The sequence below is a fragment of the Streptomyces sp. NPDC005866 genome (assembly GCF_040629895.1).
Classification (GTDB): domain Bacteria; phylum Actinomycetota; class Actinomycetes; order Streptomycetales; family Streptomycetaceae; genus Streptomyces.
Genome location: NZ_JBEXWP010000001.1, coordinates 480,172 through 504,703, shown reverse-complemented (window position 1 = coordinate 504,703; position 24,532 = coordinate 480,172). Strand labels below are relative to the sequence as shown.

Sequence of the window (24,532 nt, the reverse complement as noted above, 5' to 3'; positions counted from 1 at the left end):
CCAGGGCAACCAGGGCACGCAGGGCTTCCAGGGCTTCCAGGGCGATGTCGGTGTGCAGGGGTCGCAGGGCTTCCAGGGCAATCAGGGCACGCAGGGCTTCCAGGGCACCCAGGGCTTCCAGGGCTTCCAGGGCTTCCAGGGCGATGTCGGTGTGCAGGGGTCGCAGGGCTTCCAGGGCACGCAGGGCACTCAGGGCTTCCAGGGCTTCCAGGGCGATGTCGGTGTGCAGGGGTCGCAGGGCTTCCAGGGCACGCAGGGCACTCAGGGCTTCCAGGGCGATGTCGGTGTGCAGGGGTCGCAGGGCTTCCAGGGCACGCAGGGCTTCCAGGGCTTCCAGGGCGATGTCGGTGTGCAGGGGTCGCAGGGCTTCCAGGGCTTCCAGGGCGATGTCGGTGTGCAGGGCTCCCAGGGCACTCAGGGCTTCCAGGGCACTCAGGGCTTCCAGGGCTTCCAGGGCACCCAGGGCTTCCAAGGCACCCAGGGCTTCCAAGGCACCCAGGGCTTCCAGGGCACCCAGGGCACCCAGGGCTTCCAAGGCACCCAGGGCTTCCAGGGCACCCAGGGCACCCAGGGCTTCCAAGGCACGCAGGGCTTCCAGGGCACCCAGGGAACCCAGGGCACCCAGGGCTTCCAAGGCACTCAGGGCTTCCAGGGCACTCAGGGCTTCCAGGGCACCCAGGGCACCCAGGGCTTCCAAGGCACTCAGGGAGCGGTCGCCACCACCGTCGTGACCGGAACCGCGGGACCGCAGTCGGATGCCGTCTGTCCCGCCGGCCAGTCGGCACTCGGCGGCGGGTACACCGATGCCTCCGCCACCTCCGCCGCGAGCCAGAGTGCCCCGACCGGAGGCTCCCCGGCCACGGGGTGGCAGGCCACTTCCAACGACGGCACTGCGCTCACGGCCTTCGTGATCTGCAGCCCGTAACAAGTAGTGGGTGGGCGCGGCGGTACCGGTGCAGTGCCGGCCGCCGCCCCACCTCGGAACGAGCGACGGTGCCCCGAGGCCTCGGCGGCCTCGGGGCACCGCCCGCGTTCTGCCCGCGTTTGATGCGTCGCGGCACACCCCCACGGAATGCGACGACATCGGCTCGAATCGGTCCAGCCTGCCGAAAACACGCAGCGGCCTTGAGTAGCGTGAGTGACACCCCGGTTCGAACGCCGGGCGGCAAGAAAATCGGAGAGCCATGCGTATCCTTGTGACCGGCGGCGCCGGATTTATCGGTTCGGAATATGTTCGGCGGCAGCTGAAATCCGACCCGACAGCGCGGATCACCGTTCTCGACAAACTCACGTATTCGGGGGTGGAGGCCAATCTGGCGCCGGTGGCGGAACACCCGGGTTACACCTTCGTTCGGGGCGACATCTGTGCCCCGGACGTGGTCGACCAGGTGATGGCGGGCCAGGACACGGTCGTCCATTTCGCCGCCGAGTCGCATGTGGACCGGTCGATCGACGGGGCCGGTCCGTTCGTCCGTACGAACGTGATGGGCACCCAGGTACTCCTGGACGCGGCCCACCGACACCGCGTCGGCCGCTTCGTCCACGTGTCCACCGACGAGGTGTACGGCTCGATCGGCGAAGGCTCGTGGAGCGAGGAGTGGCCGCTCGCGCCTAACTCCCCGTACTCCGCCTCGAAGGCCGGCTCCGACCTGCTGGCGCTCGCCTACCACCGCACCCACGGTCTGGACGTCGTGGTCACCCGGTGCACGAACAACTACGGGCCGTACCAGTTCCCCGAGAAGGTCATCCCCCTCTTCATCACCAACCTGCTCGACGGGAGGACGGTCCCCCTGTACGGCGACGGGCGCAACATGCGCGACTGGCTGCATGTCTCCGACCACTGCCGGGGCATCGACCTGGTCCTGCACGGCGGCAGGGCCGGGGAGGTCTACCACATCGGCGGCGGAACCGAGTTGAGCAACCACAAGCTCACCGGCCTGTTGCTGGACGCGGTCGGCGCCGACTGGGACCGGGTCGAGCACGTGGCCGACCGCAAGGGCCACGACCTGCGCTACTCGCTGGACGACAGCAAGATCCGCGAACAGCTCGGGTATTCCCCGCAGATGGACTTCGCCGAGGGCCTGGCCGCCACGGTCTCGTGGTACCGAGGACACCGCTCCTGGTGGGAGCCGCTCAAGGAGAGGGCCGAGCTGCGATGAGCACCGGATGGCTGGTGACCGGTGCGCGCGGGCTCCTCGGGCAGGACGTGCTGGCCGAACTCGCCGCCGATCCGGACGCCGTGGTGACGGGACTGAGCCGGGAGCAGATGGACCTCACCGACCCGATCGCCGTGCGCGCGGCCGTCCCGGGTCACCGCGTGGTCGTCAACTGCGCCGCCTGGACGGACGTCGATGGCGCCGAGCGGTCCGAGGCGGCGGCCACGGCCGTGAACGGCACAGGCGTCCGCCACCTGGCAGAGGTCTGCGCGGACAGCGGCGTGCTCTTGCTGCACGTCTCCACCGACTACGTGTTCCCGGGCGACAGCCGCCGGCCCTACCCCGAGGACGCGCCGACCGGGCCCGTCAACGCGTACGGGCGCAGCAAACTGGCGGGGGAGCGGGCCGTCGCCGAACTGCTGCCGCGCACCGGCTACATCGTGCGCACCGCCTGGCTCTACGGCGCGCACGGCCGCAACTTCGTGGCCACCATGCTCGAACTCGCCGCCCGGCGCGAGACCCTGGACGTGGTGGCCGACCAGCATGGCCAGCCGACCTGGTCCCGCGCGCTCGCCCGGCAACTGGCCGCCCTCGGCCGTGCGGCCCTGGCCGGGACGGCGCCGGCGGGCATGTACCACGGCACGGCGGCCGGACACACCACGTGGTACGGCCTGGCGCGGGAGACCTTCCGCATCGTCGGCCTCGACCCGGAGCGGATCCGCCCGGTCGGCTCGGAGAAGTTCCCGCGCCCGGCCGCCCGCCCGTCGTTCGGCGTCCTCGGGCACGGCAACTGGGCCCGAGGCGGCCTAGCACCGCTCCCGCGGTGGGACGACCAGCTGACCACGGCCCTCGCCGCGCCCTCCTTCGCCGCTCTGGCCGTCGCAGCGCGCACGAAAAGCACGCGTCTGTCGGCCTGACCGGCGAGAGCACGACGAACCCCGAACACCCGAACAACCGAGAACGCTGCCTCGAACACCAAGGTGCCCTACGGAACCTGACGGTCGTCCGTAGGGCACCTCTCCCGCGCACCGGCTCTGGCTAGACCAGCAGCGGTCCTCCGCACCGCTCGGCGCCCTCCTTCATCGCGATGAGGTTGGCGACGACGTAGGAGATGTTGTTCTGGGAGTGCCACTCGGTCGGGAAGTAGGTGACCAACCGGGACGACTGGAACTTGGCCTGGATCTCGGGCACGAAGGCACGGTACTGGTTGTCCGTGTAGTACCAGAACGAGTTCTCGTTGTAGAACGCGACGTGGGTCGGGTCCTGGTACGCGCCGCGGCCGTCGGAGCTGGGCGTCATGGTGAGGAGCATGCCGCCGGGGGCCAGCAGCCGGTACAGCTCGTTGATCAGCGGCACCTTCGAGGGTACGTGCTCAAGGAAGTCCACCGCCCGCATCAGGCCGACGGAGTCGTCGGGCAGGTCCAGCTTCTCGGGCAGGGTCGCGACGATGTCGACGCCGTCTCCCGCGTACTGGTCCACACCCATATAGCCGGGCGGCTTCCGGTGGGCCGCGCCGAGGTCCAGCGCGAGGAGCCCGCGCCGGTGCGTCCAGGCGAGGGCGTTGGCCTCGATGTACTTGTCGTACAGGGCGACCGTCTCACGCTGGATGTGCGCGTTGATCTGCGGGTCGCGCTGGGTGTTCGCGGGGTGCATCCGCTGGAGGTACAGACAGCGGGGGATGTGGTGGAAATCGCCGAGGTGGAACAGACGGCACATCAGGTCCTGGTCGTCCAGCACCGTGCGCGTAGCGTCGTACCCGCCGGCTTCCTCGTAGCTCTCCTTGCGGAACGCCCGCACGTGGTTCGGCGCGTACCAGATGTAGGAGACGTTGTGCGGCGTCGGATCCATGGAGACGGCCTGGAGCAGCTTGCGGCCGTCGACACGAACATCCTCGTACCTCCAGCCGTGCGCCTCGTTGAAGCGGGTGTCGTCCCGCTTGCCGTCCTCGGTGATCTGCGCGGTGTTGCTGTAGATGAAGACGGCCTCGGGATGCGCGTCGAACGCCTTGGCCAACTCCGCCAGACACGCCTTCGCGAGGAGGTCGTCGTGGTCGAGTTCGACGAGGATCTCGCCGCGTGCCAGTTCGCAAGCTCTGCGCTTCGCCGCCCCGACACCGTGGATGTTGTCCGCGATCTCGACACGGACCCGGTCGTCCTCCCGCTCCGGCCGCCACCGTGCGCCGTTGTTGAGCAGCACGATCCACTCCCAGTCCCCACAGGTCTGTGCCTGCAGGGCCTTGAGGCACTCATCGAGGAAACGGGGCCGGTGGCTGGGGGTGAAGACGGAGAACCTGGGTGTTGCGGTCGAAGTCATCCGGTGGCACCTTCCTTGCTCGATGTCGGTGTGGGGCTTACGTCGTCCCGGAACGGCTCCGGCACCTCGGAGTGCAGCGAGGGATCGATCGCGACGGCACGGCGGAATTCGTCCTCGGCGTCGTCGTCACGGTGCTTCTGCGCGAGAAGCAAGCCCAGTTGGAGATGTGCCGTGGCGGCCTTGGGCGTGGCGGCGATGGCACGCTTCAGGAGTCCGACGGCCCGGTCGGTTTCGCTCGACTTCAGCAGCACCGCCTGGTTGTACAGGGCCGAGGCGTACTTCGGGTCGATCTTCAGCGCCTTGTCGTAGGCCTCACGGGCGTCGGCGGCCCTGCCCTGCTGCTGTGCGACGACCCCGAGGTCGTACCAGGCGACCTTGTTGTGCGGATCAAGTTGCAGCACGCGCCTGTAGGTTACGGTCGCTCCGGCGAAATCGTGGTACTGCGCCTGCATATTGGCGGCTTGCAGGAGCGAGTTCGCCTCTTGGGCCTTGCCGATCGCCGACGCGTTCTTGGATACCGAGGACGCGGCCGAGTGGGGATCCATTGCCCAGACGGTCACCCCGGTGACAAGCGCTGCCGTTCCGGCGATTCCTGCCCACAATGTCCTACGTTTCACTTTGTCACATTTCGCGGATGGTGAGGGACGGTTGGATGGGGCTGATCTCACCCTCATCTCCGCCGACGTTACGAGTCCGCCCTGATGAGCTGCCATGCGGCAGGCGCTTGGGGTTCGCAGACCACCCGAATGCACGTATCAAGAATGCGTTTCGGTGAAACCGATATCGCGAATCTCGTGTTCTAGTAGGGTAATTGGGCGGACGGTTCGGTCCTTCACTTCATCCTCTGATAGGCCACCATCACGGCGCTCGCGTCGATGAGAACGGCTGCTTGGACGGCGCCCGACGAATTCGCGGGACACTCGGGAACATCCTGCAACGAACCCGTGAAATGAGGTGAGCGGGGCACAGACCCAACTGCCCCGGCTCGCCGCGATGTACGTCCCCGGACCCTCCCTCGCCGAGGCGGTCCGCACCGACGGTCATCGACTTCGGGAACTCGGACAAGGAGCGCTCCCGGTGCGGATCTGCGCGCTCCGCCCCCTGCACGCGTACGGCTCCCATTTGACGTCCTGCCCGTGGTGCACGCGGGTGGTGACCACGGGTCACGACGTGTTCAACGGGCCCGCGCCGCTCCCGCTGCCGGACCCGCCGCCGCGCGAGGGGGAGCGGCCGGACGGACGCCTGAGCCCGGCACTGAAGGGCGCCCTGCTGGTCGCGCTGGCGGTGGCCCTTGCGGTCGTCGCGAAGCAACTGGGCAGCGGTTGATCACTGCGAGCGACCGCGGTCCTCCAGATAGCGCGTGTGCGACTCCTGGCGCCGGGCCTCGACCTCCCGCAGGGCCACCGCGAGCCGGTCCGCCTCCTCGTACAGCAGGGTGAGCTGGCGCTCCAGGTGGCGTTCCGGCGGTTCGGTGCCGGGCGTCAGCCGGGTCCACCACCGGGTCCGTACGAAGGTGTCGACGGCCTCGGGGATGTCCTGCCGTACGGCACGGGACAGCGCGTGCACGCCCTCCGGGTCCTGTACGAGCACCTCGGCGACCCAGCCGGGATCGAGCAGCGCGGTCAGGAGCTCGCTCAGTTCGGTGAGCCGGCCCGCGGCCGCCGGGGGCAGTTCCACACCGCCCAGATACTCCCGCAGTCGGCCGAAGTCACCCCGCAGCTCCTCCAGTTGGGCCGAGGGGTCGGGGAAGTCCGGCAGCGGCGGCCGTTCGGGCGGGGCGACCAAGGCGCCCGCTCCGTACAGCCCCGCGACGACGATCGGCCAGTACGGGCCCGCGACCCCCGCGAAGGTGAGGGCCAGACCGACGAGCCCGCAGGCGCTGCCGGTGAGGTTCTTGCGGGACTCCAGATACCTCAGGGGGTTCCTATTGGTAGCCACGGATCTCCTCGAAGGCGCCGTCCAGGGAGCCCTGCTGGGCGTCGAAGAGACGGCCGCCGGTCAGGGCGGCGATGTGCTGGAGTTCGGCGCGGGAGGAGTCCCCGAAGAGGATGGGGAAGACGGGGGTGTTCTGCTCGATGGGGTCGAGGCCGCGGTAGAAGTCGTCGAACTCGCGGGATTTCGCGCCGGTGGTGTTCTCCCCGTCGGTCATCAGCACGATCGAGGTGAAGGTGCCGGTGTCGGTGCCGAGGTGGTCGTACGCCTTCTCCAGGGCGGTGTAGATCGCCGTGTTGCCGTCGGCGTGCAGTGCGTCGGTGTCCTTCCGGATGGCGGCCATGCCGGCTTTGGGGTTCACGGGGTCGACGACGTGGGTGCTGACGCTCTTCACGTCCGAGCCGAAGGGCATCAGGGTGACCTGCTCGCGGTTGCGGAAGTCGCCGGTGAGCTGGGCGAGGGCCGTCTTCAGGCGGGCGAGGCGGTCGCCCGCCATCGAGCCCGAGGTGTCCAGGACGTAGACCGTGCGGGAGGGGCGGCGCAGGTCGTTCTCGTAGGCGCGGATGAGTCCGTCGGCCACGGACTGGCTGCCCGGGAAGGGGAGTTCGCGGCGGCGAGAGGTGTCCAGACCAGCGGCCGGGGCGGCGGAGGCGACGACCGGGCGGCGGTGGGTGGTGTCCGTGATGAGTTTCTGCACGGCCGTCGTGCGCAGGTCCTCGGTCACCCTGCGGACGTCCTCGCGGGTGTCGGCGGAGGTGGCGGAGAGCGAGGAGAGCGGGTAGTCGGCGGTGATGACGCCGTCGCTGGGGCGGATGACGGTCAGGCCGGGGATGCCCTTGAGGACGGACTCGTAGTTGAGCAGGGCGCCGACGTTACCGCGGCGCTTGTAGGCCGAGGCCAGCCAGCCGGAGGAGCCCGACGTCAGGGTCTGGCCCTTGAAGAACTTCTTCAACCGGGGGGTCGCCTTGGTCACGTCGCCGTCCGTGAGCGCCGACTGGGCGCCGGAGAGCGCGGAGGCCACCGAGACCAGGGTGGAGAAACCGGAGTTGGAGCGGGCCGGGTCGGTCATGCCGTACGTCAACTTGCCTGCTTCCACGGCCTGCTCGATCCGGGACCAGGTGACGTCGGCCGGTTTCCAGCCGAGGGCCTGGACGGTGGCCGGCTTGACGCCGATCGCGACCGGGCTGGACATGATCGAGGTCTCGGAGACGACCTTCTTCGCCGCCTCCGGGCGCAGCCGCAGATAGTCGTCGGAGGACAGCCACAGGGCGTCGTACCTCCCGTCCGCCTTGCCCTTTGCGAGCAGGTCGACGGCGTCCAGGGTGCCCATGTAGGTGGGGCGGACGGTGACGCCGGTGTCCTTGCGGACGCGGTCGAGGACGGCGGTCATGTCGCTGAGTTCGGAGGAGGCGAGGACGCGGAGGGTGTCGGGCCTGGGGGCAGTGGAGCCGGCGTCCGTGTTTGCGGAGGAGGTGCAGGCGGTCAGGAGGGCCGCCGTGGCGAGCAGGGTCACCAGCGGGCGTCTGTTCATGCGAGCCCGCCCTCCAGCGCGCCCTTCGAGCGGCTGCGCTCCAGGTAGGCGCTCGCCTGCTGGAGTTCGTCCGTGAGCGACTGCACGGTGTTCGCCATCACCTCGGTCGCCTGCACCTTGTAGGTGTCGATGGCGTCCAGGGTGCGGTAGATCTGCTGGAAGGCGGCACGCAGGGTCTCGGCGCCGACAGCCGGGTCGGCGGCGATGCGCTGGATCTCCCCGCTCTGGCTCGCGAGCATCTCGGCGTTGCCCCGGATGAGGTCCTCGGTCGTCCCGCGCAGGGCGTTGACCTGCTCGATGACCTTCTTCTGGTTGTCGAGCGCGGAGGCCAGCATCACCGAGATTCGCAGGGCCGAGACGGTGGTGGTTGCGGCGCGTTCGACGCCCTTGATCAGCTCGTCGTTGTTGCGTCGTACGACGTCCATCGCGAGGTAGCCCTGCGCGGCCACCGCGAGCTGGGTGAGCAGGTCCTGGTGCTTCTGCCGGACCGGGAAGAGCACGTCCGCACGCAGCGCGTCGGCCTCCTGGGGGTCCGTGCGCCGCCCGATGTGCTGCTCGACGGCGGTGTCCAGGGCCTGGCTGAGGACGACGTACTCCTGGAGCTTGCCCATGGTCTCCCAGAGCCGGACCCGCTCGGTCTGCAAGGCGGCGTTGTCGCGGCGGAGTTCGTCCTGGCCGCCGCGCAGCGAGCCCACGATCTTGTTCAACGTGCCCTGCGCGGAGGCGTACTTGGCGACGTGGTCGCGGAGCTTGTTGCCGCCGGGCAGCCGGGAGAGGAACTTGCGGCCCTTGCTCGCGGGCAGGTCGCGCGGGTCCAGGTCCTCGACCACCCGGCGCAGTTCGACGAGCGAGCCGGCGACCTTGGCCTGGGCGTCACCGCCCTTGTCGGGCAGGCTGCGGACGGCACGTTCCAACATGCGGTTGGACTGTGACGCGGCGGTGCGCATCTCACCGGCGCCGAGGGCGGTGATCTCGCCGACCTTGCTCGCGAACTCGGGGGAACGCGCGTCCAGGGCGGCGAGGTCCCGGACGTACACGGCGGCCTTGTGCGCCATGTCCGTACGGACGCTGTCGTCGACGGGCACGAGTCCGCCCGCCTTCTCCCGCGGCACGGGCGCGACCGCCTCGGGCGGGGTCAGCGTGAAGAGGTCCTCACCGCTGAGCGTGGGCGGGTGCTCGCCGCCGCTCGGCATCATCTTGTCGAAGTTGCTCACAGGATCCCCCCGTCAGCCGCGCGCCCGGCGGGCCATCTCGTGCAGCACCGCGGAGGTGGGCACGGGCGCCTGCCGGACGCCGGTCAGTGTCTGGTTGAGGTACGCGGCCCGGTCGGCGGTGGCCGTGACGAACTCGGCGGAGTCGCCCTGGGGCCGGAAGCCGTGCTTGACGGCGAGCTTGCGCAGCGTCGGATCGGTGCTGAGGAGTTCGCCGAGCCCCCGGCCGGCGTCGTCCATCGGCACGATCGTGTGGTCGCTGTTGACCGTGGTGTCCGGGTAGAGGACCACCAGGTCGTCGACGCCGTGCTGGTCGGCGAGCAGCGAGACGACCTGCGACTCGTACAGGCACACCAGCGGATTGCCGGCACCGCTGATGAAGTCCCGGAAGACCGAGTCGCTGCTGGGCTGTTGAGCGCCCTGGACGCTGACCAGCTTGTGCAGCAGCGGGGCGGTCTTCGCCACGTCGGCGTCGCTCGCCACGACCCGGCCGCCGTTGGCGACGTACGAGGCGGCGGCGAGATAGAGGGCGCCGGAGTTGGAGGTCTCCGGATCGGTGCTGGTGATGTACAGCGTCCCGGTCAACTCCCCGTGCGCCTTCGCCCCCTTGAGCTGCTGCCAGGTCCGGTCGTGCCGGGCGGCGTCCAGATAGGCGGCCGTCTTCAGGGTGCCCTTGCCCTTGCCGTCGAGCACGGCGAGCCCGTTGGCGGCCAGTACCTCGGCCGCGCTGCGGTGGGCCACCACCACGAGGGGCGAGTAGAAGGGCCGGGGGAGAGGCTGGCGGGCGTGGTACTTCCCGGCCAGTTGGTCGGCGGGCGCCGAGCTGGACGGGAAGGCGAAGTCGTAGCCCTTCAGGTCCAGGCCGTCCATGGCCCAGGAGCCCGACGCCTCCGTCTTCACGGTGTAGCCCTTGGCGGCGAGGGCTTTCACCACATCGGGATCGGCGAAGAAGTCCGACTTCTCCGAACCGATCACACCGTGCACGGTCTTCGTTGCCGTGCCTTTGTCGTCCCCTTGCCGGCCTGCGACGACGGCAGCCACCACGCCACCGATCAGCAGCACCGCCAGGACGATTCCCGCGATACGTCTCACGCCGGGGAGCGTGCTCGCGGAACTCCACGTTCCTGGGCGACCGGGGTGAACGGGGCGTGAATCGGACGTCCCGGAATACAACGGGGGCCGAGGGCCGACCAGAGGTACGGCGGCCTTGACACCACCGAACAGCACGGCGGGGGCCGACCGCCGTTGCGCCGGGGTCTCTTGCCGGCGTCGGCCTCAGGTCCTGGCGCCGGCCGCACCCCTGTCTCCGCCGCGACGGCGCTCGGCCTGCGCGGCGCGGTACGGCGGTGCCGGACGGCGGTCGGAGCCGCACCGCCGGCCCGCCGTCGAGGCTGAGCGCCGTCGCGGCGGACCGAGGGGGCCTGCGCTGAGGCGGGGAGGCTTTGACAGCTGGGGAGTTGTGGCAACCCGGTCCGCGCGTCGTTGGATGGGCGCGCGGACCGGGGCCGTTCGGGGGGCGGGTCAGCCGGTCGTCGTGAGTTCCGTTGCCGCCGCGTGGGCGTCCATGCGTTCCGCCGCGAGGATCGCCGCCGCGGTGTCCGCCCGGGATGCCGCGACGACCAGCGCGCGGCCGGCGAGCGCGTGGGCGCGCTCGTGCAGGGTCGCCGGCTCCTGGACCGCGGCCGGCGACGCGCGGACCGGCGTACGTCCGCCCCGCAGCCGGGTCACCTGCTCCGCCAGCCGGGTCGCGGCGGCGTCGAGGTCGGTGGACGGCGTGAGGCCGCGCAGCTCGTCGGTGACGGCGAGCAGGGCCGCGAGATGTCCCGCGAGCTGGATGTCCAGCTCTTCCTCGCGCGTCCGGTGAGGGAAGTCCGAGGGGGCGCCGGCCATCGTGCTGTGGATCGACTTGGTGCGGATCGGTTCGTACATGGGAGATGGCCTCCTGTGCTGTCAGGAAACCATCCTAGCTTAGATCTCGTCTAAAGTTGACCCGGTTCACGGATCGTGGCCCGGCGGCTACGAGGGGGCGCGGGCCACCGTGCCTATGCCTGCCCGTAGCCGTCCAGGAACCGTCCGATCCGCGTGATCGCGTCCCGCAGATCGCCCACCGACGGCAGGGTCACCACCCGGAAGTGATCCGGTTCCGGCCAGTTGAAGCCGGTGCCCTGGACGACCATGATCTTCTCCTGCCGCAGCAGGTCCAGGACCATCTGCCGGTCGTCCTTGATCTTGAAGACCTGGGGGTCGAGGCGCGGGAAGAGATAGAGGGCGCCCCTGGGGCGGACGCAGGTGACGCCCGGGATCTGGGTGAGCAGCTCGTACGCCGTGTCCACCTGCTCCTTCAGGCGCCCGCCCGGCAGTACCAGGTCGTTGATCGACTGGCGTCCGCTGAGCGCGGCCACGACCCCGTGCTGACCGGGCATGTTCGCGCACAGCCGCATGTTCGCGAGGATCGTCAGGCCCTCGATGTAGGAGTCGGCGTGCGCGCGGGGGCCGGAGACGGACATCCAGCCGACCCGGTAGCCGGCCACCCGGTAGGCCTTCGACATGCCGTTGAAGGTGAGGGTGAGCAGGTCCGGGGCGATGGCGGCCGTGGGGGTGTGCGTGGCGTCGTCATAGAGGATCTTGTCGTAGATCTCGTCGGAGCAGACGAGGAGGTTGTGGCGGCGGGCGATGTCGGTCAGCCCGCGCAGCATCGCCTCGTCGTACACCGCGCCCGTCGGGTTGTTCGGGTTGATGACGACGATCGCCTTGGTGCGGTCGGTGACCTTGCGCTCGATGTCGGCGAGGTCGGGCATCCAGTCCGACTGCTCGTCGCACCGGTAGTGCACGGCCGTACCGCCCGACAGCGACACGGCAGCCGTCCACAGCGGGTAGTCCGGGGCCGGTACGAGGACCTCGTCGCCGTCGTCCAGCAGGCCCTGCATCGCCATCACGATCAGCTCGGAGACGCCGTTGCCGATGAAGACGTGCTCGACGTCGGTCTCGATGCCGATGGTCTGGTTGTGCATGACGACCGCGCGCCGGGCGGCCAGCAGACCCTTCGCGTCGCCGTAGCCGTGCGCCGTGGAGACATTCCGGAGGATGTCCTCCAGGATCTCCGGCGGGCAGTCGAAGCCGAAGGCGGCCGGGTTGCCGGTGTTGAGCTTGAGGATGCGGTGCCCCGCCGCCTCGAGCCGCATCGCCTCCTCGAGAACCGGGCCCCGGATCTCGTAACAGACGTTGGCGAGCTTGGTCGACTGGATCACCTGCATGTCGGTGAGCTTACGGCGCGGTAACGCACGCCGGGCGGTGTTTTCCGCCACGTGAGACGGCGCGTTCCGGTCGGTGTCCCCGCTGTCGTACACAACCCGCACACGAGTTCTTGCCGTGGGTAGCCCTTGTCGTGAAGATGTCCATGACAAAGACGCATGAGCGGCCGGAAGATCTCCGGTCGCTCTCGTCTGCAGAGGGGACCCCCACATGAACAAGCCTCTCCTTGCCGCGCTCGCCTCCCTGGCCATCACCGGGATCGGCACGGCACCGGCGGTCGCGGCACCCCAGCAGGCCGCGGCGGTGACCGTCAACTTCGCCGGCACCGTCTCGCTCAGCAACTGCTCCGGTTCCGTCATCCGCTTCCCGAACTCCGCGGACAGCGACCCGGCGCTGGTCCTCACCAACGGCCACTGCCTGGAGACCGGCTTCCCGGCGCCCGGCCAGGTCATCACCGGCCAGTCCTCCAGCCGCACCTTCGGCCTGCTGAACTCCGCCGGCACCAAGGTCGCCACGCTCCGCGCCAACCAGGTCGTCTACTCGACGATGACCGACACGGACGTCACCATCTACCGCACCACCACGACGTACGCGGCGATCAGGAACTCCTACGGCATCAGCCCACTGACCGTCAGCAACACGCACCCCGTCGCCGGCACCGCCATCAAGGTCGTCTCCGGCTACTGGAAGACGATCTACAGCTGCAACGTCGACGGGTTCGTGTACCGGCTGAAGGAGGGCGACTGGACCTGGAAGGACTCGGTCCGCTACACCTCCGCGTGCAACACGATCGGAGGGACCTCGGGCTCGCCGGTGGTCGACACCACCACCGGGCAGGTCGTCGCCGTCAACAACACGGGTAACGAGGACGGGGCCCGGTGCACCGTCAACAACCCGTGCGAGGTGGACGCGAGCGGGAACGTCACGGTTCGGCAGGGCATCAACTACGCGGAGGAGACGTACATCATTCCGGCCTGCTTCACGACGGGGAACGTGCTGAATCTGAGCGCCAGCGGGTGCACCCTGCCCAAGCCGTAGCGACGGGCGCTTCCGAGGGGGCGCCTAAAACGTGCGGCGGACGGCACGCCCGGCCAACACGTCCGTCCTTCGGCCGTCCTCGATCACGAACCGGCCGTTGACCAGGACGTGGGGGATGCCCGTCGGTGGTGTGCGGGGCTCCGCGAACGTGGAGCCCGCCGCCACCGTCTCCGGGTCGAAGAGGACGAGGTCGGCCCGGTAGCCCTCGCGGATCAGACCGCGGTCGGGCAGGCGCAGCCGGGCCGCGGGGCGGCTGGTGAGGTGCGCGACGCACTCCTCCAGGGAGAGGACCCCCAACTCCCGTACGTAGTGGCCGAGATAGTGGGGGAACGTGCCGTACGCCCGCGGATGCGGCTTCGTGCCCTGCAGGATGCCGTCCGAGCCGCCGGTGTGGACGCGGTGGCGCATGATCGCCCGGACGTTCTCCTCGTGGCCGACGTGCTGCAGGATCGAGGGGGCGAGCCGGTCCGCCAGCAGCAGCCGGCGGGCCGTCGTCCACGGGGTCTCGCCGCGCAGCCGCGCCGATTCCTCGACCGTACGGCCGACGAAGTCCGCCAGCGCCGCGTCGGCCACGCCGGAGATCTCGATCGTCTCCCACTCGATGGGGACGCCATGGCAGCCGTCGGAGCCGAGGGACTCCAGGTGGTGGCGGATGCGTTCGGCCGTCTCGTCGTCCGCCAGCCGGGCCAGGAGCGCGTCCGGGCCGCCCTCGTTCGCCCAGCTCGGCAGCATCGCCGCGAGAGTCGTGCTGCCGGGGGTGTAGGGGTAGGTGTCGAGCGTGATGTCGGCGCCGGCCGCGAGGGCCTCGTCGAGAAGGGCGAGGAGCTCCGGGGCGCGGCCCTTGTTCACGCCGAAGTTCATGGTGGCGTGGGCCAGGTGCAGAGGGCAGTCCGCCTCGCGGGCCAGGGCCACCATCTCCTCGTACGCCTCCAGGGCGCCGGCCCCGTACGAGCGGTGGTGCGGGCAGTAGTAGCCGCCGTACGACGCCACCACCCGGCACAGCTCGGTCAGTTCGGCGTCCTCGGCGTACATGCCGGGGGTGTAGGTCAGGCCGGACGACATGCCCATCGCACCCTGTTCCATGCCCTCCGCCACCAGCCGGCGCATCCGGTCCAGCTCGGCCGGGGTGGCCTCGCGGTCCTCCCAGCCGACGGCCAGCGCGCGCACCGTGCCCTGGGGGATCAGGTAGGCCGCGTTGACCGCGATGCCGCGGTCCAGGCGGTCCAGGTACTCGCCCACCGAGCGCCAGTCGAAGTCGATGTCGTCGCCGTGCCCGTTCCAGCCGGCGACGGCCCGGCGGACCTCGGCGAGGGTGCGGTCGTCGACGGGGGCGTACGACAGCCCGTCCTGGCCCAGGACTTCCAGGGTGACGCCCTGCGCGGCCTTGGCACTGTGGTCCGGGTCGCGGAGCAGGGCCAGGTCACTGTGGGCGTGCATGTCGATGAAGCCGGGGGAGAGGACCAGGCCCTCGGCGTCCAGTTCCCGTGCCGCGCGCGGGCGCTGGCAGCCCGCCGCCGCGGCCTCCTTGACGACGGCGACGATCCTGCCGTCGTCGATGACCACGTCCGCGCGGTAGGAGGGCGCGCCGCCGCCGTCGACGACGTCCGCGTCCCGGATGACCAGATCCTCCACAGGGTGCTCCCTAGAAGTAGGTGCGGACGTAATCGACGACCGTGCCGTCCGCCTCGGCGACGGGGATCAGCTGCCACTTGTCGAAGGACGTGCACGGGTGGGAGAGGCCCAGGCCCACCCAGTCCCCGACCCGGACGTCCGCCTCGGGCGCGGTGGCGAGCCAGGTGTGCTGGTCGGACAGGCCGGTGACCGACACCCCGGTCGCCGGACGTTCCGTGCCCTCCCGGCGGATCACCTGGGCGAACGGGAGGTGCAGGTCGTAGGCCGCGTCCCGCTTGCCCGCGTTGGCGAAGGCCTGCCCGGGGGAGGGGCGGGAGACGATCTGTGCCCAGAGACGGAAGGCCGGCTCCAGGCCGCCCTCCTCGGGGACGCGGTTGAAGGGGGTGATCTCCCGGTAGTGGCCGTCGTCGTGCGAGACGTAGGCGCCGGACCGCAGCAACTTCAGTACCGGCACGGACAGTTCGGGGATCCCGGCGAAGACGTCCGCCACCGCGTCGAACCAGGCGCTGCCGCCCGCGCTGACGACGACCTCGTCCGTGCCGGCGAACCGTCCCGCCTTGTCGAAGTCGGCGGCGAGCGCGACGAGCCGGCGCAGATAGGCGTGCACCCGGCCGGGGTCCGCCTGCGGGACCTCGCCCTCGTACCCGGCGACCCCGACCAGCCGCAGGGTCCCCGCCCCGGCCACCGCGTCCGCGACCGCCGCGCACTCCGCCTCGGTGCGGACACCGGTACGGGCGCCCTCCCCGGCGGCCAGCTCCACGACGACGTCGACAGGACGCGAGGTCCCCTTCAGCGCCGCGTCCATCAGCTCGACGCCGCGCACGGAGTCGACGTAACAGATGAACCGGAACTCCGCGTCGCGCGCCAGTTCGGCGGCGATCCAGCGCAGCGCCGGGGCGTCCACGAGCTCGTTCGCGAGGAAGATCCGCCGGGTGCCGAAGGCCCGTGCCACCCGCACCTGGTGCGGCACGGCCAGCGTGATGCCCCACGCCCCGTGTTCGATCTGGCGGCGGAAGAGCTGCGGGGCCATGGAGGTCTTGCCGTGCGGGGCGAAGGCGAGGCCGTGCCGTTCGGTGTACGTCTCCATCAGCGCGAGATTGTGCTCCAGACGCTCGGCGGAGAGGGCCAGCACCGGGGTGGCGAAGCCGTCCGAGAAGAGGTTGCGGCGCTGGGCGGCCAGCTCGCCGACGGTGAGGCCCTCGGCGTCGGGCGGGAGGCCCTTGAAACGGTGGTCGACGCGCTCCTGGGCGAGACGGGCGAGCGCGTCGGTGCCGGTGTCGAAGGACACGGAGCCTCCCTGATCAGGTTGGTTGCATTCTTTGCAACGTCCATTGCGTATATCGCTTACCGCTGTCTAACATCCACGCCAACGCCGGGTCAATGGAGCCCGCAGCGACCCGAGACGACGAGGAGCCACGACCATCGTGAAGGCCACGGACGCCGTTGACGCCGTGGACGTCGTCGCGCTCGGCGAGTCCATGGTCACGTTCCTGCCCACCCGGCCGGGGCGCCTCGCGGACGTACCGTCCTTCGACCGCGCGATCGGCGGCGCGGAGTCCAACGTGGCATGCGCACTGGCGGCTGCGGGACATTCGGTGCGCTGGGTGAGCCGGGTCGGCGCGGATGGCTTCGGCGACCATCTGGTGGAGACGATCGGGGAGCACGGCGTCGACGTCGCGTCCGTCGGGCGCGATCCGTCGCGTCCGACGGGGGTGTACTTCCGTACGGCGGGGGACCGGGCGACCGATGCCCACGAGGTCGCGTACTACCGGGCGGGGTCGGCGGCTTCCGCCATGTCGGTGGCGAACGTCGACCTGGGGGCGGTGCGCGCGGCCCGGATCCTGCACCTGTCCGGGATCACGGCGGCCTTGTCCGAGGACTGCCTGGACCTGATGAGAGAGCTGACGGCTCCCGGCGGGGAACGGCCGCTGGTGTCGTTCGACGTCAACTACCGGCCGGGTCTGTGGACCGGGCCCACGGACGCGGGGGTCCTGCTCGACCTCGCCCGGCGCGCGGACCTGGTGTTCGTGGGTGAGGACGAGGCGGAGGAGGCGTGGCGGGTGACGGGCGGGCCGGAGGCGATCCGTGCGTTGCTGCCGGAGCCGGGCGTGCTGGTGGTGAAGCAGGGCGCGGCGGGGGCCACGGTGTTCGTGCCGGGTGCGGGCGCGTCGTGGCCGGTCCCGCCCCGCGGCGCAGCCGCAGATCAGTACAGCCCCGCGCCCCTCACTGGGCTCCCCGCCCCCACCCCGCCCACCTTCGAACCCGCCCCCACCGTCGGCGTCGTGGCGACCGTCGGCGCCGGTGACGCCTTCGCCGCCGGATTCCTCTCCGGAACCCTGCGCGGACTGCCCGTCCGCAGCCGGCTGAGGCTCGGCCACCTCTACGCGGCCGCCGCCCTCACCACCCCCGCCGACCTCGCCCCGCCGCCCGCCCGCGACACCACCGACCGCCTGACCGCCCTCGACGCCACCGCGTGGGAGAGACTTCGACTCGGCCCCGGCTGGACGCAAGCCGACGCGGCCGAAGAGGAGGTACCCACCCCATGAGCCAGACCGTCGACCGAGCGCTCAGCATCCTGCCCCTGCTCGCGGAGGGCCCCGCCGACCTCGGCCAGGTCGCCGACCGCCTCGGCGTGCACAAGTCCACCGCGCTGCGCCTCCTCCGCACACTCCACGAACACGGCCTGGTCTACCGCCAGTCCGACCAGCGCTACCGCCTCGGCGCCCGGCTCTTCGCCCTCGCCCAGGAAGCGATGGAGAACCTCGACATCCGCGAGATCGCCCATCCCCACCTGGCCCGGCTCAACGAGGCCTGCGGGCACACCGTGCACCTCGCCGTGTTGGAGGAGGGCGAGGTCCTCTACATCGACAAGGTCGAGAGCCGCTACCCGGTGCGCATGTACTCACGGATCGGCAAGCCGGTCGCCATCACCGTCGCCGCCGTCGCCAAGCTGCTCCTCGCCGACCTGCCCGAGCCCGAGCGGCGCGCCCTCACCGACAAGCTCGACTACCCCATGTACACGGCCCGTTCGACACCGAACGCGGAGGCCTTCCGCAGGGAACTGGCCAAGGTGCGCGAACAGGGCTGGGCCACCGACCTCGGCGGCCACGAGGAGTCCATCAACTGCGTCGCGGCCCCCATCCGCGGCGCCGACGGCCGGGTCGTCGCCGCGATGTCGGTCTCCGCGCCCAACGTCGTCGTCACCGCCGACGAACTCCTCACCCTGCTCCCGCGGGTGCGCCGTACGGCGGACGCGATCAGCGGCGAGTACTCCGGCAGAACACCGATCAAGGAAACCAGCTGATGACCGAGAAGACCGCCCTCACCCCCAAGACCCACACCACCCCGCCCGCCAAGTTCTCCCACGGCGTGAGGAAGGGCAACATCCTCCAGGTCGCCGGCCAGGTCGGCTTCCTGCCCGCCGAGGAGGGCAAGCCCCCGACCCCGGCCGGCCCCACACTGCGCGAGCAGACCATCCAGACCCTGGACAACGTCAAGGCGATCCTGGAGGAGGGCGGCGCCTCCTGGGACGACGTGATGATGATCCGCGTCTACCTCACGGACGTGGACCACTTCGCCGAGATGAACGGCATCTACAACACCTACTTCGAGGAGCAGGGGCTGACCGCCCCGCCCGCCGCCCGCACGACCGTCTACGTCGGTCTGCCCGCCGGCCTCCTCATCGAGATCGACGCCCTCGCCGTCCTCGACGACTGACGGCCCCTCAACTCCCGCACACCGCACACCGCACACAGCACAGCGCACACCGGTCACGGCATGGCACCCCATCGGGCGCCATGCCGCGATCCCCCCTGCCCGAAAGCACGATGTACTCACGAAGAGGCCCGCCCCATGTCCCTACCGCTCGCCGCCTCCACCACCCCAGCCACCCCACCCCACACCGGAGGCCTGCTCCTCCTCCTCGACGGCACCGCCGGACTTCTCACCGTCGCCGCCATCGGCATCGCCCTGCTGCTGTTCCTCATCATCAAGGCGAGACTCCAGCCCTTCGTCGCGCTGCTCGCCGTCTCCATAGCCGTCGGCCTGCTGGCCGGTCTCTCCGTCACCGAGCTCTTCGGCACCGTCCAGCGCTCGGACGCCGTCTCCACCGTCGAGTCCGGCATGGGCGGCATCCTCGGCCATGTCGCGATCATCATCGGCCTCGGCACCATGCTCGGCGCGATCCTCGAAGTCAGCGGCGGGGCGGAAGTACTCGCCTCCCGGCTCCTCAACCTCTTCGGAGAGAAGCGGGCCCCGCTCGCCATGGGCCTCACCGGCCTGATCTTCGGCATCCCGGTCTTCTTCGACGTCGGCATCTTCGTCCTGGCCCCGCTCGTCTACGCGGCGGCCAAGCGCGGCGGCAAGTCGATCCTCCTCTACTGCCTCCCGCTGCTCGCCGGCCTCTCCATGACCCACGCGTTCCTGCCGCCGCACCCCGGTCCGGTGGCCGCCGCCGCCCTGCTCCACGTCCAGCTCGGCTGGGTCATCCTCATGGGCATCGTCTGCGGCATCCCGGCGGTGCTGGCCGCGTGGGCGTTCTCGGCGTGGATCGGCAAGCGGATCTTCGTCGCCGTGCCGCAGGACATGGTCGAGGCGGCCGAGGAGGCCAGGCAGGCCGTGGTGGCCGAGCAACGGGCGGCCGGGGTGGAGCCCCAGGAGAAGCCCGTCCCGCTCGGCACGGTCCTCGCCATCATCGGTACGCCGCTGATCCTGATCCTCGCCGCGACCTTCTCCTCCATCGCCCTGGACCCCTCCACCGGCCGCTCGGTCCTGGAGTTCTTCGGCACACCGATGGTCGCCCTCACCATCGCCCTGGTCCTCGCCTACTATCTGCTCGGCATCCGGCGCGGCTGGTCCCGCAAGTCCCTGGAGACCGTGTCCACCGCGTCCCTCAAGCCGGTCGGCAACATCCTGCTGGTGGTCGGCGCGGGCGGGATCTTCGGTGCCGTCCTGAAGGCGAGCGGGGTCGCCCAGGCCCTGTCCGACACCTTCAACGGCGTCGGCCTCCCGGTGATCGTCCTCGCCTATCTCATCTCCGTCGTCCTGCGGGTCGCGCAGGGCTCGGCGACGGTGGCGATCGTGACCACGGCCGGCATCGTCGCCCCGCTGCTGAGCGAGGGCCACCACTCCCAGGCCTTCGTCGCCCTGGTGATCATGGCCATCTCGGCGGGCTCCATCTTCGCCTCGCACGTCAACGACGGCGGCTTCTGGATGGTCGCCAAGTACTTCGGCATCAGTGAACGGGACACCCTGAAGACCTGGACCGTACTGGAGACGGTGCTGTCGGTGGCCGGGTTCGCGGTGGCGGCCGTGCTCAGCGTCTTCGTCTAGGCGGCCTTCTTGCCTGTAGGCGGTCTTCTTGTAGGCGTCTCATAACGAAGTTGGGGCTGGCTGTGTCCGGCACAGGTTCTTCGACCATACTGCCCGCTGTGGAGCAGCGCATAGGAGCCAACAGCCAGCCCCTGGAAGGCGCCGGATTCGACCCGGCCTTCATCCCCGGGCTCACCGCACCCGCGTCCGCCGAGGCGAAGGACGCGGGGCCGGAGGACACCCGGCCCGAGGAGGCCGAGGGTGCCGAGGCGGCGGTGGAACCGGTGGCCCTGACCAAGGCCGCGTCGGACACCGGGACCGACGCCGGGACCACGGCGGGGTCGGACGATGCCGAAGAGACCGAGGAGGCCGCCGACGGTCCCGTCTTCGAGGCCGCCGACCGGCGCGCCCGGATAGTGGCCGACCACCAGGGCGTGCGCCTCGGCCTCGACGAGGAGAAGTGCGAGTTCCGCTGGGACGAGATCGGCGCGATCGAGACCGAGGCACCGCGCTTCGGGAAGCGCTTCACGATCACCGTCCACACCCCGGACCGCCGCTGGTACCCCATCGAGATCGAGGCGCCGTCCCGTTCCCGCTTCAAGGAGTGGGAGGACGAGCTGGACGCGGTCCTGGACGCCTACTTCGAGGACGGCGACGCAATAGCCGAAGGCGAAGCCACAGACGAAGCCGAGACCGGCGCCGACGACTGAGGGACGCGGGAAACCGCGCACCTATAGCCCCGCCCAGCCTTCCAAGTCCGGCCCTCCTCACATTCCACTCGCCCGCGTGACGCCGGTGTGCGCCGCACCGGCCCCCTCGGGGACCGTGGACGAACGGCGAAGAGGAGGGCTGGCTGATCATGGGCGGATCGGCCCCGCGCGGGGGCTGCCATCTGCCGGTCGAGACGCGACCTGGCGTACGTGGCCGAACTGCTCGTCGGCGAACTGGCGGCGAACGCCCTGTGCCATGCGGCGAGCCGGTTCCGGCTCACCCTGTCCGCCTCGCACGGCGTGCCGCGCTGCGAGGTCGCCGACGAGGACCACCGCCCCCCGCGACTGATCGACGCGGGCCTCGCGGCGGGCGACAGAGGGATGTACCTGGTGGACGCCCTCTCCCGGCACTGGGGCTGTCACCAGGACGGGCCGGGCAAGACCGTCTGGTTCGACCTCGGCACCTGCGGGTGCGAGTAGCTCCGCCGTGCGGGCCGCGGCGATGCGGGCGGGTCGTCGCGGCCCCTTCGGAGTTAGTGACCGCTACGGCAGGCCATGCACGTGCGCTCCCACCGAGTTGGACCACGCGTTGCCCGACGCCGCGTCCCAGTTCGTCGACCAGGTCATCGCGCCGCGCAGGTCGGGGTAGGTCGTCGACGGCTTGAAGGAGCCGCAGTTGGTGGCCTTGGTCAGGCAGTCCAGGGCGTTGTTGACCACCGTCGGCGAGACGTAGCCGCTGCCCGCCGCGCTGGTCGACGCCGGCAGGCCGAGGCCCACCTGGGACGGGGACAGCCCGCCCTGTAGCTGGATGCAGGCCAGCGCGGTGAGGAAGTCCACCGAGCCCTGGCTGTACACCTTGCCGTCGCAGCCGAGCATCGAACCGCTGTTGTAGTACTGCATGTTGACGACCGTGAGGATGTCCTTGATGTTCAGGGCCGTCTGGAAGTAGGAGCCGGACGTCGACTGCATGTCGATGGTCTGCGGCGCCATGGTGATGATGAGCGACGAGCCCGCCTTCGCCGAGAGCGAGCGCAGCGCCTGGCTCATGTAGGTCGCGTTGAGGCCGTTCTCCAGGTCGATGTCGACGCCGTCGAAGCCGTACGTCTGCATCAGCGAATAGACGGAGTTGGCGAAGTTCGTCGCGGACGTCGAGTCGCTGATCGAGACCGTGCCGTTCTGGCCGCCGACCGAGACGATGACCTTCTTGCCGGCCGCCTGCTTGGCCTTGATGTCGGCCTTGAACTGGTCGACCGTGTATCCGCCGAGCCCGGCGGAGTCGAGGGTGAAACTGACCGCGCCCGGTGTGGTGGTCGCGTCCGCGAAGGCGACGGCGATGATGTCGTACGAGGACGGCACGTCCGAGATCTTCTGGACGGTCGCGCCGTTGTTGAAGTTCTGCCAGTAGCCCGTCACCGCGTGCTTGGGGAGCGAGCCGCCGCCGCTGCCGCCGGAGGCCGTCGTCGTCGCGGTCACCGCCGTCGACTTGGCGGACTCGCCCGCCGAGTTGGTCGCGGTGACCTGGAAGGAGTACGACGTCGAGGCGGCGAGGCCGGTGACGGTGGCCGAGGCGCCGGTGACCGCCGTGACCTTGGTGCCGTTCCGGTAGACGTTGTAGCCGGTCGCGCCCGACACCGCGCTCCAGGACAGGGACGCGGAGGACGACGTCGTACCGGAGACCGCGAGTCCGGTGGGGGTCGCGGGGATGGTCGGGCCCGGGACGGAGCCGCCTCCGCCGTCGGGGCCGTAGACCGAGACGTCGTCGGCGTAGTAGGCGGCCTGGGCGTACCAGCCGTGGGTCCAGACGGTGACCGAGGTGGTCGAGGAACCGGTGGTGAAGGTCGTCGACAGCTGCTTCCAGGACGAGGAGTCCGGGGTCCAGGTCGACACGTCGGTGGTGCCGGTGCCGGTGACGCCGAGGTAGGTGTAGCCGCCCTGCACCCAGGCGCTCAGCGTGTAGGTCGAGTTGGCCTTCACCGCCACCGTCTGGCTGCACTGGGCGTAGTCCTGCCCGGCCGGGGTCGCCTTCAGGGCGGCGGCGCCGGAGTGGACGGGGGAGGAGACGGCCGTGCCGCTGTTCGCGGAGCAGGTCCAGTTGGTCAGGGCCGACTCGAAGCCGGGGTTCTTGACGTTGTTGACGTCGGCGGCGGAGGCCGGGGAGGAGGCCAGGCCCGCCATCGCGAGTGCCGTGGCGAGGGTGGCCACGGCCGACCAGGTGCGGATGCGTCGCTGTCCGGCATGTCGGGACAGGAGTCCGGGGATGAGTCTGGGCATGACAATCAAGGTGGTCCAGACCAATTCACGTGTCAATAGGTCCAGACCAAATTCAAAGCCGCCGCTGGGCGGATCAGGCCCCGGTCATATGCTCAACCTGTCCCGATTTGGCGCTACTTGTGCGGTCACGGATCCCAGACAGCTGTACAAACGCTGTTCTCCGGTCACAGAGGCGTGGTTACAGTGCTGAGGTAGTCACGCAATGAAGTCGTCCCGGCTCATTGGAGTAACGCCGGTGGGCCGCCGGGGTGTGAAGAGCGGGGAGCTGCGCGTGCCAACTGCCATTGCCGTGACCAGTGCCGACATGGCGCTGCCGGCGCAGGACGAGCGGACGATGCCCGCGGTCGTGCTCCGGGACCTGGACCAGCGGCCCCTGGACCAGAGCCTCGCCGAGTTCGTGGCGCTCATCGAGCAGCACGGGCATGTGATCGTCGTCTGCTCCGCGGCCGTACCCGAAGCAGTGACCCGGCGCCTGCACACCCTCCGCTCCCTGCTGGAGAGCGACCGGATCGCCCTGTTCCGCCCCGATCTGCCGCCCCTCGGCATCGCCGTCCTGGCCCGGCAGCTGCGGCAGCTGGCCTCCTGCGACCTCAGCCCCGGCGTGCTCGCGTCGGCCGGCCGGCTGCTCACCCACTACATCCACTGCGGCGCGGTCCTCGGCTCGGTCGCCAGGCTGGACCGGGTCCCGGTCACCCTCAAGGCGCACGCCAAGTCCTGGATGCCCGCCACCCAGTTCGGGGTCGTCGCGCACCCCCAGCCGCAGCTGGTCAGGGTCGCCCCGGAAGCGACCCTGACCGGACCCGAGTTCAGCACCTGGATGCTGGTCGCCAGGGGACAGCTGCAGTCCGAGTGGATCGGCGGCCTCGTAACGTCCTGGGGCGCCCACGGGCTGCGTGAGACCCCGCTGCCGGCCGAGTCCGCCCGGTGGTGGGGGACCGCCCGGATGATCGAGTTCACCAGCTATCTCGCCGACCTGTCGGTCCTCTACCAGCTGGTCACCTCCGTGCGGCAGACCAGCTGTCACTGGTGCGGCATCGACGTCATCGGCGACCGCTGTGTCTTCTGCTCCGCCACCCCGCCCCTCTACGACCCCCCGGCGACCCGCGCGCTGGAACACCGGACGCACGCCTGACCCGTACCACCCACCGCTCGGTTCCCCCACTTCCCCCGATGAGG

The 24,532-nt window shown here is 70.2% G+C and carries 23 protein-coding genes; 12 read left to right on the top strand and 11 right to left on the bottom strand.

What is annotated here, in order from left to right:
- From ABZ396_RS02390 to rfbD, 3 genes are all read left to right on the top strand, one after another.
- On the top strand, window positions 1-925 hold a 925-nt coding region (locus tag ABZ396_RS02390), incomplete at its 5' end, for a hypothetical protein (RefSeq protein WP_359183631.1).
- A 259-nt stretch (window positions 926-1,184) separates the two neighbouring features.
- Complete coding sequence (gene rfbB / locus ABZ396_RS02385; protein WP_358926774.1) at window positions 1,185-2,159, top strand: dTDP-glucose 4,6-dehydratase; 975 nt, start codon at window positions 1,185-1,187, stop codon at window positions 2,157-2,159.
- On the top strand, window positions 2,156-3,073 hold the full coding sequence (gene rfbD / locus ABZ396_RS02380) for a dTDP-4-dehydrorhamnose reductase (RefSeq protein WP_358926773.1): 918 nt from the start codon (window positions 2,156-2,158) through the stop codon (window positions 3,071-3,073). Before rfbB ends, rfbD begins: the two co-directional genes overlap by 4 nt.
- 121 nt (window positions 3,074-3,194) lie before the next feature.
- Here the strand turns inward: rfbD and ABZ396_RS02375 are convergent, their stop codons facing one another.
- A complete protein-coding gene (locus ABZ396_RS02375) occupies window positions 3,195-4,469 on the bottom strand; it encodes a glycosyltransferase (protein WP_358926772.1) in 1,275 nt (424 codons plus the stop codon).
- A complete protein-coding gene (locus ABZ396_RS02370) occupies window positions 4,466-5,014 on the bottom strand; it encodes a tetratricopeptide repeat protein (protein ID WP_358926771.1) in 549 nt (182 codons plus the stop codon). Before ABZ396_RS02370 ends, ABZ396_RS02375 begins: the two co-directional genes overlap by 4 nt.
- 409 nt (window positions 5,015-5,423) lie before the next feature.
- On the opposite strand from ABZ396_RS02370, the gene ABZ396_RS02365 reads away from it, so the two are divergent.
- Window positions 5,424-5,795 (top strand): hypothetical protein, encoded by a 372-nt coding sequence (locus tag ABZ396_RS02365; RefSeq protein WP_358926770.1) that lies wholly within the window; start codon window positions 5,424-5,426, stop codon window positions 5,793-5,795.
- Here ABZ396_RS02365 and ABZ396_RS02360 read toward each other — a convergent pair whose 3' ends face one another.
- The 6 genes from ABZ396_RS02360 to ABZ396_RS02335 all read right to left on the bottom strand — a co-directional run bounded on the left by ABZ396_RS02360 (window position 5,796) and on the right by ABZ396_RS02335 (window position 12,397).
- Entirely contained in the window at window positions 5,796-6,407 is a 612-nt protein-coding gene (locus tag ABZ396_RS02360; protein ID WP_358926769.1) for a hypothetical protein, read from the bottom strand.
- Window positions 6,394-7,932, bottom strand: coding sequence for a substrate-binding domain-containing protein (locus tag ABZ396_RS02355; protein ID WP_358926768.1), 1,539 nt, complete (start codon window positions 7,930-7,932; stop codon window positions 6,394-6,396). The genes ABZ396_RS02360 and ABZ396_RS02355 overlap by 14 nt, the downstream gene beginning before the upstream one ends.
- A complete protein-coding gene (locus ABZ396_RS02350; protein WP_358926782.1) occupies window positions 7,929-9,125 on the bottom strand; it encodes a toxic anion resistance protein in 1,197 nt (398 codons plus the stop codon). Before ABZ396_RS02350 ends, ABZ396_RS02355 begins: the two co-directional genes overlap by 4 nt.
- Window positions 9,126-9,158: 33 nt before the next feature.
- A complete protein-coding gene (locus tag ABZ396_RS02345; RefSeq protein WP_358926767.1) occupies window positions 9,159-10,235 on the bottom strand; it encodes a hypothetical protein in 1,077 nt (358 codons plus the stop codon).
- Window positions 10,236-10,664: 429 nt separating this feature from the next.
- Window positions 10,665-11,072, bottom strand: coding sequence for a hypothetical protein (locus tag ABZ396_RS02340; protein ID WP_352219649.1), 408 nt, complete (start codon window positions 11,070-11,072; stop codon window positions 10,665-10,667).
- A 113-nt stretch (window positions 11,073-11,185) separates the two neighbouring features.
- Entirely contained in the window at window positions 11,186-12,397 is a 1,212-nt protein-coding gene (locus ABZ396_RS02335; protein WP_358919660.1) for a pyridoxal phosphate-dependent aminotransferase, read from the bottom strand.
- A gap of 208 nt (window positions 12,398-12,605) precedes the next feature.
- Here ABZ396_RS02335 and ABZ396_RS02330 point away from each other — a divergent pair, with 208 nt between their 5' ends.
- Complete coding sequence (locus ABZ396_RS02330; protein ID WP_358919656.1) at window positions 12,606-13,433, top strand: serine protease; 828 nt, start codon at window positions 12,606-12,608, stop codon at window positions 13,431-13,433.
- A gap of 24 nt (window positions 13,434-13,457) precedes the next feature.
- Here the strand turns inward: ABZ396_RS02330 and ABZ396_RS02325 are convergent, their stop codons facing one another.
- Window positions 13,458-15,065, bottom strand: a complete 1,608-nt coding sequence (locus tag ABZ396_RS02325) for a D-aminoacylase (protein WP_358919654.1) — start codon at window positions 15,063-15,065, stop codon at window positions 13,458-13,460.
- Window positions 15,066-15,075: 10 nt separating this feature from the next.
- Entirely contained in the window at window positions 15,076-16,353 is a 1,278-nt protein-coding gene (locus ABZ396_RS02320) for an amino acid deaminase (RefSeq protein ID WP_358919652.1), read from the bottom strand.
- A 136-nt stretch (window positions 16,354-16,489) separates the two neighbouring features.
- On the opposite strand from ABZ396_RS02320, the gene ABZ396_RS02315 reads away from it, so the two are divergent.
- The 6 genes from ABZ396_RS02315 (at window position 16,490) to ABZ396_RS02290 (ending at window position 21,565) form a co-directional block, all read left to right on the top strand.
- Window positions 16,490-17,611: a sugar kinase gene (locus tag ABZ396_RS02315; RefSeq protein ID WP_358919650.1), complete on the top strand. Its 1,122-nt coding sequence runs from the start codon at window positions 16,490-16,492 to the stop codon at window positions 17,609-17,611.
- Window positions 17,608-18,369, top strand: a complete 762-nt coding sequence (locus ABZ396_RS02310; protein WP_358919648.1) for an IclR family transcriptional regulator — start codon at window positions 17,608-17,610, stop codon at window positions 18,367-18,369. The genes ABZ396_RS02315 and ABZ396_RS02310 overlap by 4 nt, the downstream gene beginning before the upstream one ends.
- Window positions 18,369-18,782, top strand: coding sequence for a RidA family protein (locus ABZ396_RS02305; protein WP_358919646.1), 414 nt, complete (start codon window positions 18,369-18,371; stop codon window positions 18,780-18,782). Before ABZ396_RS02310 ends, ABZ396_RS02305 begins: the two co-directional genes overlap by 1 nt.
- A gap of 135 nt (window positions 18,783-18,917) precedes the next feature.
- Window positions 18,918-20,396, top strand: a complete 1,479-nt coding sequence (locus tag ABZ396_RS02300; RefSeq protein WP_358919644.1) for a gluconate:H+ symporter — start codon at window positions 18,918-18,920, stop codon at window positions 20,394-20,396.
- Between the two features lie 98 nt (window positions 20,397-20,494).
- Window positions 20,495-21,085 carry a hypothetical protein gene (locus ABZ396_RS02295; protein WP_358919642.1) on the top strand — a complete coding sequence of 197 codons (591 nt, stop codon included), beginning with the start codon at window positions 20,495-20,497 and terminating at the stop codon, window positions 21,083-21,085.
- A 210-nt stretch (window positions 21,086-21,295) separates the two neighbouring features.
- Window positions 21,296-21,565 carry an ATP-binding protein gene (locus ABZ396_RS02290; RefSeq protein ID WP_358919640.1) on the top strand — a complete coding sequence of 90 codons (270 nt, stop codon included), beginning with the start codon at window positions 21,296-21,298 and terminating at the stop codon, window positions 21,563-21,565.
- A gap of 63 nt (window positions 21,566-21,628) precedes the next feature.
- Here the strand turns inward: ABZ396_RS02290 and ABZ396_RS02285 are convergent, their stop codons facing one another.
- Window positions 21,629-23,356 (bottom strand): glycosyl hydrolase family 18 protein, encoded by a 1,728-nt coding sequence (locus tag ABZ396_RS02285; RefSeq protein ID WP_358919638.1) that lies wholly within the window; start codon window positions 23,354-23,356, stop codon window positions 21,629-21,631.
- 202 nt (window positions 23,357-23,558) lie between these two features.
- Between ABZ396_RS02285 and ABZ396_RS02280 the strand changes: the two genes are divergently transcribed.
- Window positions 23,559-24,488: a hypothetical protein gene (locus tag ABZ396_RS02280; protein WP_358919636.1), complete on the top strand. Its 930-nt coding sequence runs from the start codon at window positions 23,559-23,561 to the stop codon at window positions 24,486-24,488.
- The last annotated feature ends 44 nt before the right edge of the window (window positions 24,489-24,532 follow it).

What these genes read in the sequence shown, in the direction of transcription:
- ABZ396_RS02305 (WP_358919646.1), top strand. Translation starts at nt 18,369, where the DNA reads ATGACCGAGAAGACCGCCCTCACCCCCAAGACCCACACCACCCCGCCC.
- ABZ396_RS02375 (WP_358926772.1), bottom strand. Translation starts at nt 4,469, where the DNA reads ATGACTTCGACCGCAACACCCAGGTTCTCCGTCTTCACCCCCAGCCAC.
- rfbB (WP_358926774.1), top strand. Translation starts at nt 1,185, where the DNA reads ATGCGTATCCTTGTGACCGGCGGCGCCGGATTTATCGGTTCGGAATAT.
- ABZ396_RS02300 (WP_358919644.1), top strand. Translation starts at nt 18,918, where the DNA reads ATGTCCCTACCGCTCGCCGCCTCCACCACCCCAGCCACCCCACCCCAC.
- rfbD (WP_358926773.1), top strand. Translation starts at nt 2,156, where the DNA reads ATGAGCACCGGATGGCTGGTGACCGGTGCGCGCGGGCTCCTCGGGCAG.
- ABZ396_RS02355 (WP_358926768.1), bottom strand. Translation starts at nt 7,932, where the DNA reads ATGAACAGACGCCCGCTGGTGACCCTGCTCGCCACGGCGGCCCTCCTG.
- ABZ396_RS02350 (WP_358926782.1), bottom strand. Translation starts at nt 9,125, where the DNA reads ATGCCGAGCGGCGGCGAGCACCCGCCCACGCTCAGCGGTGAGGACCTC.
- ABZ396_RS02310 (WP_358919648.1), top strand. Translation starts at nt 17,608, where the DNA reads ATGAGCCAGACCGTCGACCGAGCGCTCAGCATCCTGCCCCTGCTCGCG.
- ABZ396_RS02280 (WP_358919636.1), top strand. Translation starts at nt 23,559, where the DNA reads ATGAAGTCGTCCCGGCTCATTGGAGTAACGCCGGTGGGCCGCCGGGGT.
- ABZ396_RS02330 (WP_358919656.1), top strand. Translation starts at nt 12,606, where the DNA reads ATGAACAAGCCTCTCCTTGCCGCGCTCGCCTCCCTGGCCATCACCGGG.
- ABZ396_RS02370 (WP_358926771.1), bottom strand. Translation starts at nt 5,014, where the DNA reads ATGGATCCCCACTCGGCCGCGTCCTCGGTATCCAAGAACGCGTCGGCG.
- ABZ396_RS02285 (WP_358919638.1), bottom strand. Translation starts at nt 23,356, where the DNA reads ATGCCCAGACTCATCCCCGGACTCCTGTCCCGACATGCCGGACAGCGA.
- ABZ396_RS02340 (WP_352219649.1), bottom strand. Translation starts at nt 11,072, where the DNA reads ATGTACGAACCGATCCGCACCAAGTCGATCCACAGCACGATGGCCGGC.
- ABZ396_RS02335 (WP_358919660.1), bottom strand. Translation starts at nt 12,397, where the DNA reads ATGCAGGTGATCCAGTCGACCAAGCTCGCCAACGTCTGTTACGAGATC.